At 63.9% G+C, this 16,559-nt stretch carries 14 protein-coding genes and 4 pseudogenes; 7 read left to right on the top strand and 11 right to left on the bottom strand.

The window, feature by feature from the left end:
- Positions 1-73: 73 nt before the first annotated feature.
- A pseudogene (locus ABIB14_RS16540) lies at positions 74-307 on the top strand (transposase); the annotation flags it as partial.
- Between the two features lie 180 nt (positions 308-487).
- Positions 488-691, top strand: a pseudogene (locus tag ABIB14_RS16535) (transposase); the annotation flags it as partial.
- A gap of 259 nt (positions 692-950) precedes the next feature.
- On the opposite strand, the gene ABIB14_RS16530 reads toward ABIB14_RS16535, so the two are convergent.
- The 9 genes from ABIB14_RS16530 to ABIB14_RS16490 form a co-directional block, all read right to left on the bottom strand.
- Complete coding sequence (locus tag ABIB14_RS16530) at positions 951-2,672, bottom strand: dihydroxy-acid dehydratase (protein WP_354236999.1); 1,722 nt, start codon at positions 2,670-2,672, stop codon at positions 951-953.
- Between the two features lie 66 nt (positions 2,673-2,738).
- Positions 2,739-4,340, bottom strand: a complete 1,602-nt coding sequence (locus ABIB14_RS16525) for an aldehyde dehydrogenase (NADP(+)) (RefSeq protein ID WP_354236998.1) — start codon at positions 4,338-4,340, stop codon at positions 2,739-2,741.
- Positions 4,341-4,455: 115 nt separating this feature from the next.
- Positions 4,456-4,719 carry a hypothetical protein gene (locus ABIB14_RS16520; RefSeq protein WP_354236997.1) on the bottom strand — a complete coding sequence of 88 codons (264 nt, stop codon included), beginning with the start codon at positions 4,717-4,719 and terminating at the stop codon, positions 4,456-4,458.
- 100 nt (positions 4,720-4,819) lie between these two features.
- Positions 4,820-5,251: an ester cyclase gene (locus ABIB14_RS16515; protein ID WP_354236996.1), complete on the bottom strand. Its 432-nt coding sequence runs from the start codon at positions 5,249-5,251 to the stop codon at positions 4,820-4,822.
- Complete coding sequence (locus tag ABIB14_RS16510; RefSeq protein ID WP_354236995.1) at positions 5,248-5,778, bottom strand: flavin reductase family protein; 531 nt, start codon at positions 5,776-5,778, stop codon at positions 5,248-5,250. The genes ABIB14_RS16515 and ABIB14_RS16510 overlap by 4 nt, the downstream gene beginning before the upstream one ends.
- 82 nt (positions 5,779-5,860) lie before the next feature.
- Positions 5,861-6,214 carry a CBU_0592 family membrane protein gene (locus tag ABIB14_RS16505; RefSeq protein ID WP_354236994.1) on the bottom strand — a complete coding sequence of 118 codons (354 nt, stop codon included), beginning with the start codon at positions 6,212-6,214 and terminating at the stop codon, positions 5,861-5,863.
- A gap of 53 nt (positions 6,215-6,267) precedes the next feature.
- On the bottom strand, positions 6,268-6,780 hold the full coding sequence (locus ABIB14_RS16500) for a flavin reductase family protein (protein WP_354236993.1): 513 nt from the start codon (positions 6,778-6,780) through the stop codon (positions 6,268-6,270).
- On the bottom strand, positions 6,777-8,105 hold the full coding sequence (locus tag ABIB14_RS16495) for a flavin monoamine oxidase family protein (protein WP_354236992.1): 1,329 nt from the start codon (positions 8,103-8,105) through the stop codon (positions 6,777-6,779). The genes ABIB14_RS16500 and ABIB14_RS16495 overlap by 4 nt, the downstream gene beginning before the upstream one ends.
- Before the next feature lie 37 nt (positions 8,106-8,142).
- Complete coding sequence (locus ABIB14_RS16490) at positions 8,143-9,552, bottom strand: LLM class flavin-dependent oxidoreductase (RefSeq protein ID WP_354236991.1); 1,410 nt, start codon at positions 9,550-9,552, stop codon at positions 8,143-8,145.
- Positions 9,553-9,836: 284 nt separating this feature from the next.
- Between ABIB14_RS16490 and ABIB14_RS16485 the strand changes: the two genes are divergently transcribed.
- A complete protein-coding gene (locus ABIB14_RS16485) occupies positions 9,837-11,192 on the top strand; it encodes an MFS transporter (RefSeq protein WP_354236990.1) in 1,356 nt (451 codons plus the stop codon).
- Between the two features lie 274 nt (positions 11,193-11,466).
- Positions 11,467-12,258, top strand: a complete 792-nt coding sequence (locus ABIB14_RS16480; RefSeq protein ID WP_354236989.1) for an IclR family transcriptional regulator — start codon at positions 11,467-11,469, stop codon at positions 12,256-12,258.
- A gap of 61 nt (positions 12,259-12,319) precedes the next feature.
- On the opposite strand, the gene ABIB14_RS16475 is transcribed toward ABIB14_RS16480, so the two are convergent.
- Positions 12,320-12,808 carry a flavin reductase family protein gene (locus tag ABIB14_RS16475; protein WP_354236988.1) on the bottom strand — a complete coding sequence of 163 codons (489 nt, stop codon included), beginning with the start codon at positions 12,806-12,808 and terminating at the stop codon, positions 12,320-12,322.
- 812 nt (positions 12,809-13,620) lie between these two features.
- On the opposite strand from ABIB14_RS16475, the gene ABIB14_RS16470 reads away from it, so the two are divergent.
- The 3 genes and pseudogenes from ABIB14_RS16470 to ABIB14_RS16460 all read left to right on the top strand — a co-directional run bounded on the left by ABIB14_RS16470 (position 13,621) and on the right by ABIB14_RS16460 (position 16,313).
- A complete protein-coding gene (locus ABIB14_RS16470; RefSeq protein WP_354236987.1) occupies positions 13,621-14,790 on the top strand; it encodes an SDR family NAD(P)-dependent oxidoreductase in 1,170 nt (389 codons plus the stop codon).
- 85 nt (positions 14,791-14,875) lie between these two features.
- A pseudogene (locus ABIB14_RS16465) lies at positions 14,876-15,963 on the top strand (IS110 family RNA-guided transposase).
- A 74-nt stretch (positions 15,964-16,037) separates the two neighbouring features.
- Positions 16,038-16,313: an IS3 family transposase gene (locus ABIB14_RS16460; protein WP_354236986.1), complete on the top strand. Its 276-nt coding sequence runs from the start codon at positions 16,038-16,040 to the stop codon at positions 16,311-16,313.
- A gap of 98 nt (positions 16,314-16,411) precedes the next feature.
- Here the strand turns inward: ABIB14_RS16460 and ABIB14_RS16455 are convergent.
- A pseudogene (locus ABIB14_RS16455) lies at positions 16,412-16,559 on the bottom strand (IS256 family transposase); the annotation flags it as partial.

The following is a 16,559-nucleotide window of genomic DNA, read 5'->3' as shown; positions in this document are numbered from 1 at the left end:
GGTCGTTTTTGACACGACGGCGATGACCACTGGCCAGGTGGGTCCGGATTGGTTCTGGTCATCGCAAGTCTGATCCAACAACCCGCAGGAACGCCTGAACAGGGAAATCCGGCGGCGCACCCACGTCGTGGGCATCTTCCCGGACAGCACCGCGTTGATCCGGCTCGTCGGAGCTGTGCTGGCCGAACAGCACGATGAATGGATCGAAGCCCGCCGCTACCTCAGCCAGCAAGCCCAAACCGTCGGCACCGAAACCGCCAAACCCACGAAGGAGGACACTAACCCCGACTTGGCGCTCAGCACCTAAACAACTTCAAGAATCAGGCGGCAACCTCGATACACCAAGCAAATGGACTTGACCCCGACCAAAAACACCCAGATGCGTCCCGTAGTAAATGCGCCGATATGCTACACCTCCAAACGACCCGGCCGCCGAAGGTGTCTGAGACTGGGAATCCGCGCTCGCTGCCGTCAGAGAATAGCTGAACCGCCGCCTGTCAGGCTGGGCCGAACCCTGCACCGCTGGCGCAACGCGTTCCTGGCCTACTTCACCACGCAACGCTCATCGAACGGCGGTACCGAAGCCATCAACGGAATCATCGAGCTCCACCGCCTCCTGACCCTCGGCTACCGCAACCGAGACAACTACCGCCTCCGAACGCTCATGGCCGCCGGAAAACTCATACCCTGATCCCCACCGGATGTCCGAAGAGCCCGTTAACGGTCCGATTCACTCAATGGCTATCTCAGGAAAGGATCCTTTGCAGAGATAGCCATTGGGCGAATGTCGCGACTCGAGCGGACCGCAGACGACGGTTGACGGTGGTTCAGGCTGGTGCAGTCGGCTTCCGAAGAAAATGCAGCTAGTGCACAGGACTGTTGATCGGCGTGACAGAATCGGCTCCCGGATGATCAACCATCAGGACCGTGAGATCATCCTTCTATTGCAGCTATTGCAGAAAGTCCAGGTCTGCTCCTTGCGAGGCTTGGAGAACACTGGTCGCATGGAGCCGTTGCCAGCCGCGTTCGGGGGGTGGCCGGGAAGTAAAGTCGGCCTTTCGTCGGTCGAGTTCAGCCTGCTCAACCAGAAGGTCCACTACACGGTTGGGCACGTCGAGGCGGATCTTGTCCCCGTCGCGTATGAGTGCCAGCGGACCACCCGCAGCTGCCTCCGGGGTGCAGTGCAAGACAATAGTTCCGTAGGCTGTTCCACTCATGCGCCCGTCGGAGATCCTTACCATGTCCCTGACGCCTTCCCTGGCGAGGTATTGAGGAATCGGAATCGCCCCGGCTTCGGGCATCCCGGCACCGACGGGACCGATATTGCGCAGGACTAAGACGTGGTCCGCGGTCAGGCCCAATGTCTCGTCATCGAGCCGTTCGGCCAGGTCTTGGAGGGAGTCGAATACGCAGGCTGTTCCTTCATGGACCAGGAGATGCTTTGACGCGGCGGCGGCCTTGATGACGGCGCCTCCAGGAGCCAGGGATCCGGTCAGGGTAACCAGCGAACCTGTCGGTCCCAGCGGATGGCTGAGGGTGCGGATGGTCTCTTGCCATTTTTGGGGTGGTGATTGGTCCTGCAGGGATTCGCGCATGCTTTCACCGGTGATGGTTAGGGCGTTCAGGTCAAGCAGGGGTTCCAGGGTTTTGAGGAGGGCCGGTACTCCGCCGTCGCGGTGCATGTCCGGTAGGTAATTGCTGCCGGCAGGCTTGCAGTCGGTCAGGTGCGGGACCTGGGAGAAGATGTTGTGGAACTCATTTAGGCCGATCCGGATATTCAGGCGCCGGGCGATGGCTGTCAGGTGGATGATGGCGTTGGTGGATCCGGCGATTGCTGCGAGCACTGTGATTGCATTGTGGAATGCCCCTGCCGTCATCACGTGCGAGGGCCGGCGGTCGGCTGCTCCGATTTCCACGGCCCGCCGACCGGTTTGAACTGCCAGTCTCAACCGTTGCGAAGACACAGCGGGAGCTGTGCCGGCGAAGGGGAGCGACATGCCCAGTGCTTCCGCCAAGCAGGCCATCGTGGAGGCCGTGCCCATCACCATGCAGGTACCTGCGGTCGGGGCGAGTTCCTGGTTCACTTCCGCCATGGACGCCTCGTCGATTTGTCCGCCCCGGTAATCCGTCCAGATACGCCGACAGTCGGTGCATGCGCCGAGGCGTTCTCCTTTGTATGATCCAACGGACATGGGGCCCACCACCAGGGCGATGGCCGGGACATCTGCGCTGGCGGCGGCCATCAGTTCGGCTGGCACCGTCTTGTCGCATCCGCCCAGCAGAACTACCGAGTCCATGGGCTGGGCGCGGATTTGTTCTTCCAGTTCCATAGCCATGAGGTTTCGAAAGAGCATGGTGGTTGGGCTGGTCAGTATTTCGCCCAGGGACATGACAGGGAACACGAATGGTAGGCCCCCGGCTTCGAGGACTCCGCGTTTGACGTGTTCGATCAGTTGGGGCATGTCCCGGTGGCAGGTTGTGTAATCGGATGCGGTGTTGACGATGCCGACAATGGGGCGGCTTAGGTCCTCGGTATCGAGCCCGGCTGAGGAAAGGAAGGCGCGGCGCAGGAACCGGCTGAAGCCGGGGTCGCCGTAGTTCGTCAGTTTACGGTCCACGCCTTCGGCGTTGTCATTGACTTTCACTGGCTGTGCCTTTGTCTGGTCACTCATGGTGGGTAGGAAAGCCCCGCGTAGCGGCCCCGCCGGTTAGTGCTAGCCGGCGGGGCGGCGGGCATTTCAGAGGGTGGCGTGTGTTTTTTCGGCCGTCTCTGTCACGCCGTCGAGTTGGCGGTTCAGGTGCCAGGGGTTGTCGTCCTGAAGCGGTGCCGGAAGCAGTTCTTGGGGTAGGTTCTGGTACGCTACCGGCCGCAGGAAGCGGTTGATCGCCAGCGTACCGACGGAGGTGGTTTTCGTGTCCGACGTTGCCGGGTACGGGCCGCCGTGAACCATGGCGTGGCCCACTTCGACGCCGGTGGGCCAGCCGTTGACGATGATGCGCCCCACCTTCTGTTCGAGTGCGGGAAGTAGCTGCGCCGCCATTGGGTGGTCCTCGTCGGTGAGCTGCAGGGAAGCGGTGAGCTGGCCTTCGAGCCGGTTGGTTGCCTCGACCAGTTCCGCGACGTTCGAGTAGCGGATCACCAGGGACGCGGCACCGAAGATCTCGGCGTGAAGCACGTGGTTGCCGACAAAGTCCGCGATTTCGGTCCCAAAGATGGTGGGGGCCGGCGCGTTTTCGGTGGGACCGGCCATGCCCTGGCCGACGACGGTTACGTTCTCGGCGGAACCGAGCGCTGTGGCGCCGGCGTTCCAGGACGCGGCGATGCCTCCGGTCAGCATGGTCTGGCCTGCGCAGGCGGAGACTGCCCTTCCGACTGCGGCAGCGAGTTTGTCCCCTGCCTCACCGGCCGGGGCGAAGAGCAGGCCGGGAGAGGTGCAGAGCTGTCCGGAGCTGCCGGTGACTGCGGCGACGTACTGCCGCGCCAGTGCGTCCACGTCGCCCTTGAGGGCGCCGGCGAAGACGAAGACCGGGTTGAGTGAGGACATTTCCGCATAAACCGGGATGGGCTCGGGCCGCGCCGCCGCCGTGCGCATTAGCGCGATCCCGGCTGCCTGGGAGCCGGTGAAGCCCACTGCTTTGATGGCCGGGTCAGCGACGAGGGCCTGACCGATGCTGGCCCCTGGTCCGTAGACGAGGGAGAAGACGCCGGGGTGCAGTCCTGTGTCCCGGGCGGCTTCGGCGATGGCCTGGCCAACGAGCTCTCCGGTGCCGGGGTGGGCGTTGTGGGCTTTGAAAACGACGGGGCAGCCGGCTGCGAGGGCCGATGCGGTGTCTCCTCCGGCCGTAGAGAAAGCAAGGGGAAAGTTGCTGGCACCGAACACGGCGACCGGTCCGAGGGGAATCTGGCGCTGGCGGATGTCGGCCCGGGCCATTGGCGTGCGCTCCGGCAACGCGCGGTCTATGCGGACGCCGCGGAAATCGCCTTGGCGAACCACGGCAGCGAAGAGGCGCAGCTGCCCGGTGGTGCGGGCTCGCTCGCCCTGCAGGCGGGCCGCTGGCAGGCCGGTCTCTTGTCCCGCGCGGGTGATCAGTTCCTCACCGATGGCCTCGATGTTCCCGGCGATGGCTTCCAGGAATCCGGCATGTGTCTCGGGATCAAGGGTGCTCAAGGACGGGTAGGCCTCAGCTGCGGCGGCGGTTGCTGCTTTCAGCTGCTCCTCGGTGAGCAGCGTGTAAGCGGGGTCGAGTTGTTCGTTCGTGGCGGGGTTGATGCCCAGGATGGTTCCGTTGACGCCGGCTACGATCTGCCCGGCGATAAGTGAGTGTCCGGTGAGTGTCATGGTGGTGCTCCTGTGAATCTGTGATTGTCCGAACCGCGGGCGAAATTCCGACCGCGGGGTGCGGACCAGGTCGGGTTCCGGGCGGCGTGGGTGCATTGGTGCGGTGGCGAAAGGATTAGGGACGTTCGTCGCGGGCACGTTTTTGGACGGTCAGGCCTTCGCTCTGGAGGATCATTTTCTGGCCCCACCCATTGTTTTGGAGGAGCCAGAAGACGGTCCCGTCCAGGGCGCGCATGTCGATCCGTCCGGAGGCAATGACCTGACCGTTAAGGCGCACGTCCACCTCGTCGTCACGGTGAAGGTCGGTCAAGTCACGGACCGGTTCGGGTGTGCGGAACGGTTGCCGGGACCGTTGAAGCGGTCGGTGGTTGGTACCCATGGTGCTGTCCTTGCTGTTGCCGATAACGCGCCCTGCCCCGAAAGGCCCCGTTCGTTCCTGTCTGTCGTTGATGTTGATATGGTCGGGCCGCGTGAGGGGGTCAGGCCTTCTTGGCGAGCCCGCCGGGCCCGAGGTACCAGATTCCCAGTGCGGTTAGGAGTTCCCTGGGGTCCCAAATCACCGATTCTTCGGCCAGCAGCCCGGCTTCGAAGCGGAGGAAGGAGGCGCCGGAGACGGTGATGCTGCGTCCGGTGGCCGGAACATCCATGAACGGGCCCTGATGGGTTCCTGTGCTTTCCCAGTGGATGGCGGCGATGGGACCGTCTTCGACGATGTGGATAATCCGGGTGGAGAAGTCGGGAAAGGCCTCGTGGGTGGCTTCTATGGTTTTCCGGAGCTGGCTGAAGTCTTCCGAGCCGGATTTGGATCGTCGGACATAGTCCGGTGAGATGAGCTTTTCGAAGGCCGCGATGTCGCCGCGGCCCCAGGCGAGGTCCCAGGCCTGGAGGATGGTGTCTTGTCGTGTGGTCATGCTACTTCTCCTTGGCTGTTGACGGGGGCCGGATGGCCCAGGTACTGGCCGAATGCGCCGCCCTTGAACAGCAGCGCGTCGCCGGCTCCTTCCTCCATGGCGCTGATGGCGCCGATGACCATGTAGTGGTCACCGACCGCGACTTCGGCTGTGACGGCACAGTCGATCCAGGCCGAGGCGCCCTCTAGCCGGGGCGTTCCAAGGGGGCCGGTGGTGTACGGCAGGTTATCGAACTTCTTCGGACCCTTCCGCGAGAGTGCCCTGCACACCTCCACCTGGCCCTCGGAGAGGATATTGGCGGTGAAATTCTGCAGGTTACGCAGTTTTGGCCAGGTGGAGGAGGACTTGTCCACGCAGAACATGACCAGGGGCGGGTCCAGGGACAGTGACTGGAAGGTGCCCACGATCAGTCCGAGCTGGTCCTCTTCACCGTTGACCCCGGTGATCGCAACGACCCCGGTGGGCAGCCGGCCGAGCACCTTGCGGTAATGCGCCGGGGTGATCTCGGTGGGTGCAGTTATCTCCATGGCAGTGTTCCTTTTTTGTGCGGTGCCGGAGCTGGGTTCTGAGGGGGAACCGGCCGGCGGGTGGATGGTGTTCAGTTGTGCTTTACCGGATGTCCCCTGCAGCGGTTGCTTCCTCACAGATGACTTCCGGGCCAGGTGGCGGGAGGAGTTCGTCGCCGAGATCCACCCCGGCCGTGGCTGGTCCTGGCCCGTCCTGATGCTGGCGTTTCAGGCGGCTCAGTGCCCAGATCGCAATACCGCACCAGATGAGGTTCACGGTGGCCGATGGCCAGGCCGCGTGGTAGATGCCATTGAGGAGCATGGCCACGGCACCTGCCAGATTGGCTGCCTGGAACAGGTAGCCGTTGCCGATCCGGTGCATCGAAAACAACAGATAGGCAGAAGTAACAATCAGGGCACCGAGCCAACCCATAACCTCGATGGCTGTACCGATCATGCCGGTCCTCCTTCGTCAGTGTCTCGTAACGGAGGCTGGACCGCAGATGCTGCTCACGCTGCTTGACTCTCCCGGAAGCCACCGAGGCGGCCGCCGTGAAAGACCAGGGGTTCTCCCTCGCTGGCGGTCATTTCCAGCACCGCCGCAATGATGATGAGGTGGTCTCCGGCGACGATTTCCTGTTCGACCCGGCAATCGATCCACCCGAGTGAGCCTTTAATGTGGGGGGTTCCGTAGCCTGACTGGTACCAGTTAAGGGAGCCGAACTTGTCCTCCCCCCTGCTGGAGAGTGCTGCGCAGACGGGCTGCTGTCCCTCGGCAAGGAGGTTCACGCTGAACTGGCCGGCGCGGGCGATCCTGGGCCAGCTGGTGGAGGTGTGCGTGACGCTGAACGTCACCAGTGCCGGTTCCAGGGACAGGGACTGGAATGAGCCGACAATCAGTCCGCTGGGTGCGCCCGTGTCGGGGTCGGTTGCGCAGACGGCTGCGACGCCGGTGGGCAGGTGGCGCATGACGGCACGGAAGTGCGCCGGGTCAATGGGCCGGAGGGCGGTGCTGGTGTTCATGGCTGCCCCTGGAGGACCGGTACGGGGACCTGCGTCTGCAGGCCGGTGTGGATGTTGCGTGCGGCCCTGGTGCCGCTTTCGATGGCTCCGTCGATGAAGCCGGCCCAGATGTTGGCGTAGTCGCCGCTGGCGAAGTGCAGGACGCCTTCGCTGGCCTGCTGCGCGTGGAGGTATTTGGATAGTTGTCCGGGCTGCTGGATGAGCCAGGTTTCTTCCGAGAGGGGGTCGGACATCCAGTCGTGTCCGGTGACTTCCAGGACGTCCAGGTCATCACGCCAGACTTTCAGGGCGTCGGCGACCGCGTCACGGTCGTTGACATCGATCCTGGCCGCGTCGGCCCCGAACGCGACGAGAACGGCGTCATCGGTTCCCAGGTATTCGGTGCGGACCACCGAGAGCGGATGGTGCTGGGAGGAGTAGGCAAAGAAGGGCTTAATCGGACCGCGGACACGGATCCACACCTTGATGCCCCGGGAGGCCGCCTTTTCAATGCTGGGGGTGATCTTCCCGGCCGACAGGGCCGGGGTGATGTCCAATTTGTGGAGCAGGTTCTGCGGGACGGTGACGACCACCCGCTTGGCGTGGATTTCGAGGCCGCCGCCGTAGGTGACTGTTGCTCCGTCGGGTGTGTGGTGGATGGAGCTGACGGGGGCCTGGGTGCGGATGTCTGCCCCGGAGTCGTCGGCGATGGCGCCGACGAGTGCCTGGGTGCCCTCGGTGAGGCGGTAGATCGCGGAGGCCTCGTGCATCAGGTGCCAGGAGCCGGCCGTTGCCGCGGTCCAGCGCATGGCGTTGGTGTAGGCGCAGTGGACCAGGGGTGCGTTGAAGTGCCCGACCCAGGCGGCCTCGTTGGCGTTCTTCTCGTCCTCGCCCAGGTCCAGCTCGTCCAGCATTTCCTGAAGGTTGAACTGGTCCACTTCCGCGATCCCGGGCACGGACAGCGGGGTGTCGGGCCGGGGAATCCATTTCATCGTGTCTTCAAGCAGCCGCGTCATGCCTGGGTTGATCAGGGTCATGAAGTCTTCCAGGTTTCCGCGGCGTACCTCGTTCCCGGCCAGCCAGTAGGTTTCCTCGGACCGGGGTCCGCGGGTCACGGCCAGCCCGTAGCGGGTTACCTCGGCCCAGGAATGCGGCTGGACCCAGTGCAGCCAGGTGCCCCCCATTTCCAGGTTCCGTCCCAGCCGGTGGTCGGTCCAGGTGCGACCGCCGATCCGGTCCCTGGCTTCGAGGACGACGACCTGGTGCCCGTGCCGGGTTAGTTCACGCGCGGTGATGAGTCCGGCGATACCGGCTCCGATGACCACGATGTCTGTTGTTTCACTCATCTGTCTGTCTCTCCTGCAGTTTGCTGGTCGTGGCCGGTCAGACCGGGCTGTTGGCGGCGGACAGGTGCCGGGTGCGGTGTCCGGTGGCGGGGTGGCCCTCCAGGGTGTGGCGGTGTCCGGTGCCGTTAAGCTTTTCCCGCAATGTCAGCGGCTGCTGGCCCTCGGCACGGATGCCGGAGACGAGTTCCTGGCGGCGCAGCTCGGGCAGTGCGAGCTCGATGAACTGCTCCCAGCCGCCGGGCTTGGTGGTGTAGCTGAGGTTGATGCCGTCGATGTCACCGACATCGCGCCAGCGCCGAAGTTCAGCGGCGACGGTTTCGGGGGAACCCACGATCGTGGATCCGGTCCCGCCGATGGCCAGGAAGTCCGCGACCTGCCGCGGCGTCCATTCCCGGTCCGGGTCCGCTTTGGAGAACATATCAACAATCGACTGGATACCGCGGGTCTCGATGGACTTCAGCGGCATGTCCAGGTCATAGGCCGAGAGGTCAATACCGGTCCAGCCACCGAACCGGGCCAGCGCGCCTTCGATGGTGGTGTTCGTCCGGTATTCCTGGTGCTTTGCCTCGGCCTCTTCGTCAGTCGCAGCGACAATGACGGTAATCAGGGCGACAACCTTGATGCTTTCCGGATCGCGCCCTGCGTCGACGGCGGCCTGCCGGATCTTCTGGACGCTGCGCCCGGCCTGTTCCGCGGAGGTGGTATTGATAAAGACCGATTCGGCGTGTTTCCCGGCAAAACTCATGCCCTTGGGTGAGGCCCCGGCCTGGAACAGCACCGGGGTGCGCTGTGGGGAGGGCTCGCAGAGGTGGAAACCCGGAACGGAGAAGTACTTCCCGGAATGCTCGATCGGATGGACCCTGGACGGGTCCACGTACACGGCTGATTCGCTGTCCATGACGACGGCATCCTCGTCGAAGGAGGACTCCCAGAGCTTGTAGCAGACCTCCATGTACTCATCGGCCAGGTCGTAGCGTTCGTCGTGGGTCAGCTGCTGCGTGTAGCCGAGGTTGCGGGCCGCGGATTCCGAATAGGACGTCACGATGTTCCAGCCGACACGCCCGGCGGTGAGGTGGTCCAGGGTGCTGAACTTGCGGGCCATGAGATAGGGCTGTTCGTAGGTCAGCGAACACGTCACCCCAAAGGTGAGGTGCCTGGTCACGGCGGCCATGCCGCTGATCAGCAGCGTCGGATCGTTGACCGGGAACTGGGCCGCATCCCGCAGGGCACCGTCCGCGGTTCCCTCATAAACGTCGTGGTAACCGATCGTGTCGGCGAAGAAGATCCCGTCGAAATGCGCATCTTCGAGCATCCTGGCGACATCCGTCCAGTAGCTCAGATCGGTGTAGCGGTGGCCCTGGTCCCCCTCGTTGCGCCATGACCCGGAGGTCAGGTGGGCAGGAGCCAGAATATCGAAGGCAAAAAGACTCAAGGGTTCGTTTTTCATAACAGCGGCACTTCCTTGTCCCGGTACGGTCGCCGGAGCGACATGAGCATCATCCGTTCACATAATGAACGTCTCGTTCAAATTTATTTGTTATCTGAATCACTGTCAAGGGGTGCATGAAATTCCCGTCTTGTGACGACAACCTCTTGACGGGGGCTGTGGTGCGTGTCATATTTTTGATCACCGCGTTCGCTTATTGAACGTCTATCGTGGCCGGACGGCCGCATCCATCATTCCGCCCGATACCGGGCCGCCGTATCCTGAACGAAGACAAGGAAGTCACCGTGAACCCACCTACCGCGAAGCAGACTGAACCGGCAATGCGCCCGCCCGCCACGCCCGATCCGGGGAAGCGCCGCTTCCTCTACAAACTCAGCGGCGTCATCGCCGGCGGCATGTTCATCGACGGTTTCATCCTGGGCGGCATCGGCCTGGTCATGCCCGCCCTCACTGCGGATCTCGGCCTCTCTTTCGCCTGGCAGGGCCTGATCGGCGCCTCGGCGCTGATCGGAATCTTCCTCGGCGGCCCGCTGGGCGGGTACCTGGCGGACAAGATCGGGCGCAAGCCGATGTTCACCATTGACCTGGCCATCTTCCTCGCCGGCTCCGCCGCCCAGTTCTTCGTCGCCGAGGCCTGGCAGCTGTTTGTCATCAGGCTGGTCATGGGTATGGCCATCGGCGCGGACTACGCCATCGGCTGGCCGCTGCTGGCCGAATTCTCCCCGGCCCGGATGCGCGGAAAGCTCCTGGCCTTCCAGGAAGTCGCCTGGTACATCGGCTACCTGGTCTCCTATGCCGTCGGCTACTACATGTCCTCGGTATTCACCGCCGACTGGCGCATCATCCTGGGCATGAGCACTGTTCCTTCGCTCATTGTGTTCCTGCTGCGGCTGGGCACTCCGGAATCCCCCCGCTGGCTGATGAGCAAGGGCCGGGTCCAGGAAGGGCTCGCCATCGCCGAAAAGTACATGGAAGAGGCCGAAGTGCTGGACGTGACGAACGAGGTGCGCGGAAGCACCAGCGTCTGGCGGCTGTTCTCCCCCCAATACCGCAAAGCCACGGCCTTTGTCTGCATCTACTGGGTCTGCAACGTCACCCCGTACTTCGCCATTGCCACATTTGCCCCCATCGTCCTTGAAAGCACTGGCATTGAAGACGGGCTGACCGGGGCTCTGGCCTTGAACGGCGTCGTGGTCGCCGGGGCCCTGACCTCCATGTTCCTCATCGAAAAAGTCGGCCGCCGCAAACTCGCCATCCCGCCGATGTGGATCGGCGCCGCAGCCCTGATCATCATCGGCCTGTTCGCCCACGTCTCTCCGATCATCATCCTGGCCTGCTTCATCATCTTCTCCTTCGCCAACGCCGTCTCCACCGCACTGACCGGCGTCTACCCGGGAGAAGTCTTTCCCACCGAAATCCGCGGCGCCGGCGTCGGCTTCGCCACTGCTGTCTCCCGGGTCGGCGCAGCCGCCGGCACCTTCCTTCTCCCGCTGTCTATCAGCGGCCTGGGCATCGGAACAACCATGCTCGTCGCCGCCGGCATCTGCGTCATCGGGGCGCTGGTCTCCCAACGGCTCGCCCCCGAAACAAAAGGTCTGAGCCTGAACGCGGCCTCCGCCCCCGCCTCGGCCTCCGTATGAGCGCGTAACCGGCCCGGGCACTCCGCCGTCTTTCCGGCTGACGAACGGGACGGGGCCCCTGCCACACGGCAGGGGCCCCGTCCCGTTCGTCAGTTGGATGCGCATCACCGCAGCCTGGGGCGATGCCCGGGTACGGAAGGCACGAAAGCCTGTCACCGCGCTGAACGCGGTGTTCAAAAAGAACGCAGGCCATAGGATGGATGCAATACGTCGGCGGCCCGGGGTCCGGAGCAACACCGCCGGAACAACTGCGTCGAGGGGAAAAGACGAGGACATGAACGCCGAAGCACAGACAGATCCGCAACCGCAGGAAACCCCGGACCTGACCAATAAATCCGTCATCAAGGCAACCGTCCTGCTGCGCGAACTCGGGCGCCACCGGCGCGGGATTACGGTCACCGAGCTCTCCCAGGCCGTAGGCATGACGCGCCCCACCGCGTTCCGGCTGCTGCTGAGCCTTGAACAGACCGGCTTCGTTGACCGGATCGACAACCGATACCTGCTCGGATGGGAAGTGGCCCGTCTGGGACGACTGGCGGACCCGCACACCGGCCTGGTGGCCCGCATCCAGCCGGCCCTGAATGAACTCGCCGCTGAACTGAACGAAACCATCGGCTTCGCGGTGGTCACCGGTGAACTGGACTTTGACATGATCGCCGAAGCCAACGGCTCGCGCATGCTCAACGTTTCCCAGGAATACATCGGCCACCGGTATCCGCTCCATGCCAGTGCCAGCGGGAAAATTATCCTCGCCGAGCTCACGGACGACCGCGTAACCGCTGTCCTGCCCGAAAAACTCGAAGCATACACGCGCCAAACAATCACCAATCGTGCGGAGCTCACCGTTGAACTGCACGATGTCCGGCGCCAGGGCTATTCCACGTTGGACAACGAACTCGAAGAGGGGCTGTTCGCCGTCGGCTGCCCCGTCAGAGACGTCACGGGCCAGCTCATCGGGATTTTGACTGTCAACGGACCCATCCAGCGCATGAAAACCGGGCGGCTGCCCGCCATCGTCGACAGGATGAAAGAAGCCGCAAACACGGTCTGCAAGTCCATGATCTAGGGCCCCAGGCCCGTCGGCAGCGTCCGCCGCAGACACAGCCCCGTGCGGGAGCTGCGCGGTATCAGAACGGCCCGCCGCGCCCGGACACCAGAGGCACGCCCGTACCCACGGTGAGGGCCAGCGGTTCCGCAATCACCATCAGATGGTCTCCAACCGGGAGGATCCGGCTGATGCGGCAATCGAGCCACGCAGCGGATCCGTCGATGCGCGGAACACCCGCCTCCGAGGTATGCCAGCGGACCCACCGGAACTTGTCCTGGCCCCTGGATTCAAACGACCGGCACACCATGCGCTGATCCGATGCAAGGACACTGACGCTGAAGCAGTCAGCCGATGCCATCCGCGGCCACGTCCGCGAGCTTCCGCCCACGCTGAAGGAGACCAGCGGCGGATCTACGGAAACCAGCCGGAAGCTGTGCACCAGCAGCCCGTGTGGCTGACTCGTCTCCGGATCCACGGCACAGACAGCCGCCACCGGCGCCGGCAGCACCTTCAACGCCGCACGATAGCGGACAGGCGCGATGTGCCGGGTTCCCTCCTTGGTGGCCAAAACCAGCTCCCTTCCCGCGCCCCGTAAAACCGGGCCGCCCGTCAACCATGCAGATACCCCGGCATGCTCGTTAAAAGACAAACTCGTTCAAAGATTGAACCTTGCGTTCAGTTTGATGTCGGGCATAATGATTGTCAATCTTCCTCCTGAACCCCTTGAAATCCCACGTGAGCCATGTCATAATTTTCGCACGACGTTCAATAATTGAACGTCACGTTCATTTTTTAATATGCCGCTAAAGCATAGCCATCCCCGGGGCCGCAGCGCCTACGACGCAAGGTACCAACTCAGCATTTTCAGGCAGGCATCAGAGAGGAAGCCACCATGTCCATGAGCTACCGCGCAATCTCGAGCGCATTCAACCACCGGCCCGCAGTCACCTGGGGAACCGCCACGCCGGCCCGCACCCAGGACATGGAAGCCCGGAGTGATCAACACCCCGGGATCACATGCTCCCCCTGGGAAGGCCTCTATTTAGAACAAGCCCCAATGCCCGCAGCCGGCGGAGCCGACAGTGCATCAGCAGCCGGCGGTGACCTTGATCTGGAGGGTTTCCTGACCGGTCTCATGTACGGCGAGTAAAGGCCCGTCCGTTCCGCCTGACGCGCCGTTATTGAGCTCCCGGCCATGCCAGTCGGCTTTCCCCGCGTCAATAACGCACCGCATCACCCGGCGCGGTCCGGCCGCCATAAGAGACCGCCGCCGCCCGCGGGCAACGGACACGCGGCCGGTGTCATCGACTTCCCGGCCGCTGGTCCGGCAATGAACCCATCGAAGCGACCGGCCCCGAGCCTGCAGGAAGCCAGGACCCGATGCAGCTCGAAGGCAAGGTGGCCCTCGTCACTGGCGGCGGCCGCGGTATATGCCGCGGCATCGTTGAACGGTTCCTCGACGAAGGAGCTCACGTCGTTGTGGCCCAGAGGGAGGCATTAGAGGCTCCGTTGGACAGCCACCCACGGATCGCCGGCATCCAAACAGACCTGTCGGCTCCCCCTTCCACGGCAGCGGCCGTCGAATATGCCGTGGCACGGTTCGGCGGCCTCGACATCCTCGTCAATAATGCCGGGATCATGTTCGAAAACACTGTTTCGGACATCCAAATAGAGGAATGGGACCTGATGTTCAACATCAATCTGCGCGCTCCCATGTTCCTGATACAGGCCGCCCTGCCGCAGATGCGAAAGCGCGGAGGGGGGAGCATTATCAACGTCGGCTCCATCGAAGGCCTTGGCGCCAACCCCCACCACACGGCCTACTGCGCTTCCAAAGCCGGCATCCACGGACTGACTGCGGCCGTATGGTTTGTGAGACAGCTGGTTAGGAGCCCTTTCTCGCATGACCGAACGGTGCGGCACGACAGGCTCGTCGGGGAGGTCACCGGCTTGTTCAACGAGGAAAAGGGCCGGGCCGGCCGGGACCAGCTGACCCGGATGCTCAATAACAACGGCGTGGACGTCTCCGCGCCCACGGTCGGGGCCATCATGCGCGAGCACGGCCTGAAGGCCGCGCGGACCCGGGCCTGGAAGAAGACCACAGAGCAGGACCCGCAGGCGAAGACCGCGCACATCAAGAACCACATGCTCGATGAGGACGGCAAGCGGGACTTCACCTCCACGGTCCCCGGGACCCGGCTCTGTGGGGACATCACGTATCTGCGCACCGGGGAAGGATGGCTGTACCTGGCCACCGTGATCGACCTGTGCACCGGCATGGTCATCGGCTGGTCCATGGCCGATCACATGCGCGCCGAGCTGTGCACCGAGGCCCTGGCTATGGCACGCGACCACGGCCGCCTTGCCAGCGACGGGGCCATCTTCCACTCGGACAGTAAGAATGTGAGGTGCCGGGTGTTCCCGGGCTTCGTGACCCGCACTCCGATCGACCCCGTCGTGGTGTCATTCCTCGGACTTGTCGGTTGCTCGGGAACACCTCCGGCGAGGCCCACGGTCTCGCCGGAGCCATGTGACTCAAGAAGGGCCTGACGGTCGTCGTCTCATTACTGTCTTGTCCGGGTGTCTGGTTCGGCCGAGGGCAACACATCTGTTGCTACGGCTGAAGGAGCCCCTCATGAATGACCTACAAGCTTCCTCCCCGATCGTGGTAGGCGGTGTCGACACCCACAAGGACCTGCACGTCGCCGCGGTCGTAGACGCCGCGGGCTTGGTGATCGGCACCGGCTCGTTCTCCACGACCCGGGCCGGCTACCGGGCGCTTGTGCGGTGGATGCGCTCTTACGGGGACGTCGCCCGGGTCGGGGTTGAGTGCACCGGCTCCTATGGTGCGGGGCTGATGCGGCACCTGGACGCCGCTGGGATCTAGGTCCTGGAGGTCACGGCCGGCGACAGGGCCGACCGGCGCCGGCGCGGCAAGGACGACACCATCGATGCCGGGCAGGCCGCGCACGCCGCCTACACCCGCGTCCGCACCGTTACCCCGCGGGCCCGCGGGCCCGCGACGGGATGGTCGAATCGTTGCGGGCGCTGAAGACTGCTCGCAAGACCGCTGTCTCGGGGCGCCGGGTCGCCCTGCAGATGATCAAGGCGCAGGTCATCGCCGCCCCCGAGGAGCTGCATGACCAGCTGCGGAACATGACCCGGATGCAGCTCATCCGCACCCTGGCGGCGTGGCGCCCGGACCTGACAGGCTACCGCGACCCGGTCACCGCCACCAAGATCGCACTGAAGTCCCTGGCCCGACGCTACCTGGAGCTGCACGACGAGATCGCAGACCTCGAAGTTCATATGCACGCCTTGGTCGACGAACTCGCCCCCGAGCTGCTTGCCCGCACCGGCGTCGGTTATGAGTCCGCTACACAGCTGTTGATCACCGCCGGGGACAACCCCGGCCGGCTAGGCTCCGAGGCCTCTTTCGCGATGCTGTGCGGAGCCGCGCCTCTGCCTGCATCCTCAGGTATGACCACCCGGCATCGACTCAACCGCAGCGGGGACCGCGCCGCGAACTCGGCCCTGCACATGATCGCGATCAGCCGCTGGCGGATCGACCCGACTACCCAGGCATTCGTCGCCCGCAAACGCGCTGAAGGACACTCCAATCCCGAGATCCTGCGCTGCCTCAAGCGGTACCTCGCCCGCGAGATCTACTACGTTCTGCGCAACCGGCAACGCACCATCAACCAGGTCGCCCCGGCAGCCTGACCAACGCCGCACCGCCCCCAGCACGCCCGCCCTTGACAAACAGAAGGGCGTCCGCGGATCGCAGTACACCTCCGGTGAATTGGTGCGCCGGCAACAGCGTCACCCAGTCCATGGGCAAGGTCGGAGTCTGCTGGGACAAAGCAGTGGCCGAAAATTTGTTCTCGCACCGCAAGACGGAGTTCTACCACCACCACACCTTCGGCAACAGGCTTCCCGCCAGGACCGCCTTCATGGACTACATCGAAGCCTGGTACAACCGCCGCAGGCCCAACCGCAGGGCCGGCGGCATACCACCGGCGACAGCCCTCCCAAACCACCAAGACCGCGACCATGAACCCGTGGCCGCGTAACCGAAATCAACTACGAAACTGTCTCAAAAACTTGACGTGCGCACTCCTCCGCAACGCCAGCGGGACTATCTCATTAACGGTGTATCCGGCGTTTTCATTTAGTAGCTTTCAGCTGCCGGGAATCGGTCGCTGAAAGTGATGGCGAAGGCGTTCAAAGCGGGCTTCCAACGCACGGCCCATCGGGTCTTGCCGGCACCGGTCGGATCGAGGGATCGGGTGACCAGATACAGGCACTTTAGCGCAGCC

It is taken from the genome of Arthrobacter sp. UYEF3, from assembly GCF_040546245.1.
Taxonomy (GTDB): domain Bacteria; phylum Actinomycetota; class Actinomycetes; order Actinomycetales; family Micrococcaceae; genus Arthrobacter.
This window is presented reverse-complemented; position numbering and strand designations above follow the sequence as displayed.

Coding starts and splice junctions, on each gene's coding strand:
- ABIB14_RS16530 (WP_354236999.1), bottom strand. CDS start 2,672: ATGAGTGACCAGACAAAGGCACAGCCAGTGAAAGTCAATGACAACGCC.
- ABIB14_RS16525 (WP_354236998.1), bottom strand. CDS start 4,340: ATGACACTCACCGGACACTCACTTATCGCCGGGCAGATCGTAGCCGGC.
- ABIB14_RS16520 (WP_354236997.1), bottom strand. CDS start 4,719: ATGGGTACCAACCACCGACCGCTTCAACGGTCCCGGCAACCGTTCCGC.
- ABIB14_RS16515 (WP_354236996.1), bottom strand. CDS start 5,251: ATGACCACACGACAAGACACCATCCTCCAGGCCTGGGACCTCGCCTGG.
- ABIB14_RS16510 (WP_354236995.1), bottom strand. CDS start 5,778: ATGGAGATAACTGCACCCACCGAGATCACCCCGGCGCATTACCGCAAG.
- ABIB14_RS16505 (WP_354236994.1), bottom strand. CDS start 6,214: ATGATCGGTACAGCCATCGAGGTTATGGGTTGGCTCGGTGCCCTGATT.
- ABIB14_RS16500 (WP_354236993.1), bottom strand. CDS start 6,780: ATGAACACCAGCACCGCCCTCCGGCCCATTGACCCGGCGCACTTCCGT.
- ABIB14_RS16495 (WP_354236992.1), bottom strand. CDS start 8,105: ATGAGTGAAACAACAGACATCGTGGTCATCGGAGCCGGTATCGCCGGA.
- ABIB14_RS16490 (WP_354236991.1), bottom strand. CDS start 9,552: ATGAAAAACGAACCCTTGAGTCTTTTTGCCTTCGATATTCTGGCTCCT.
- ABIB14_RS16480 (WP_354236989.1), top strand. CDS start 11,467: ATGAACGCCGAAGCACAGACAGATCCGCAACCGCAGGAAACCCCGGAC.
- ABIB14_RS16470 (WP_354236987.1), top strand. CDS start 13,621: ATGCAGCTCGAAGGCAAGGTGGCCCTCGTCACTGGCGGCGGCCGCGGT.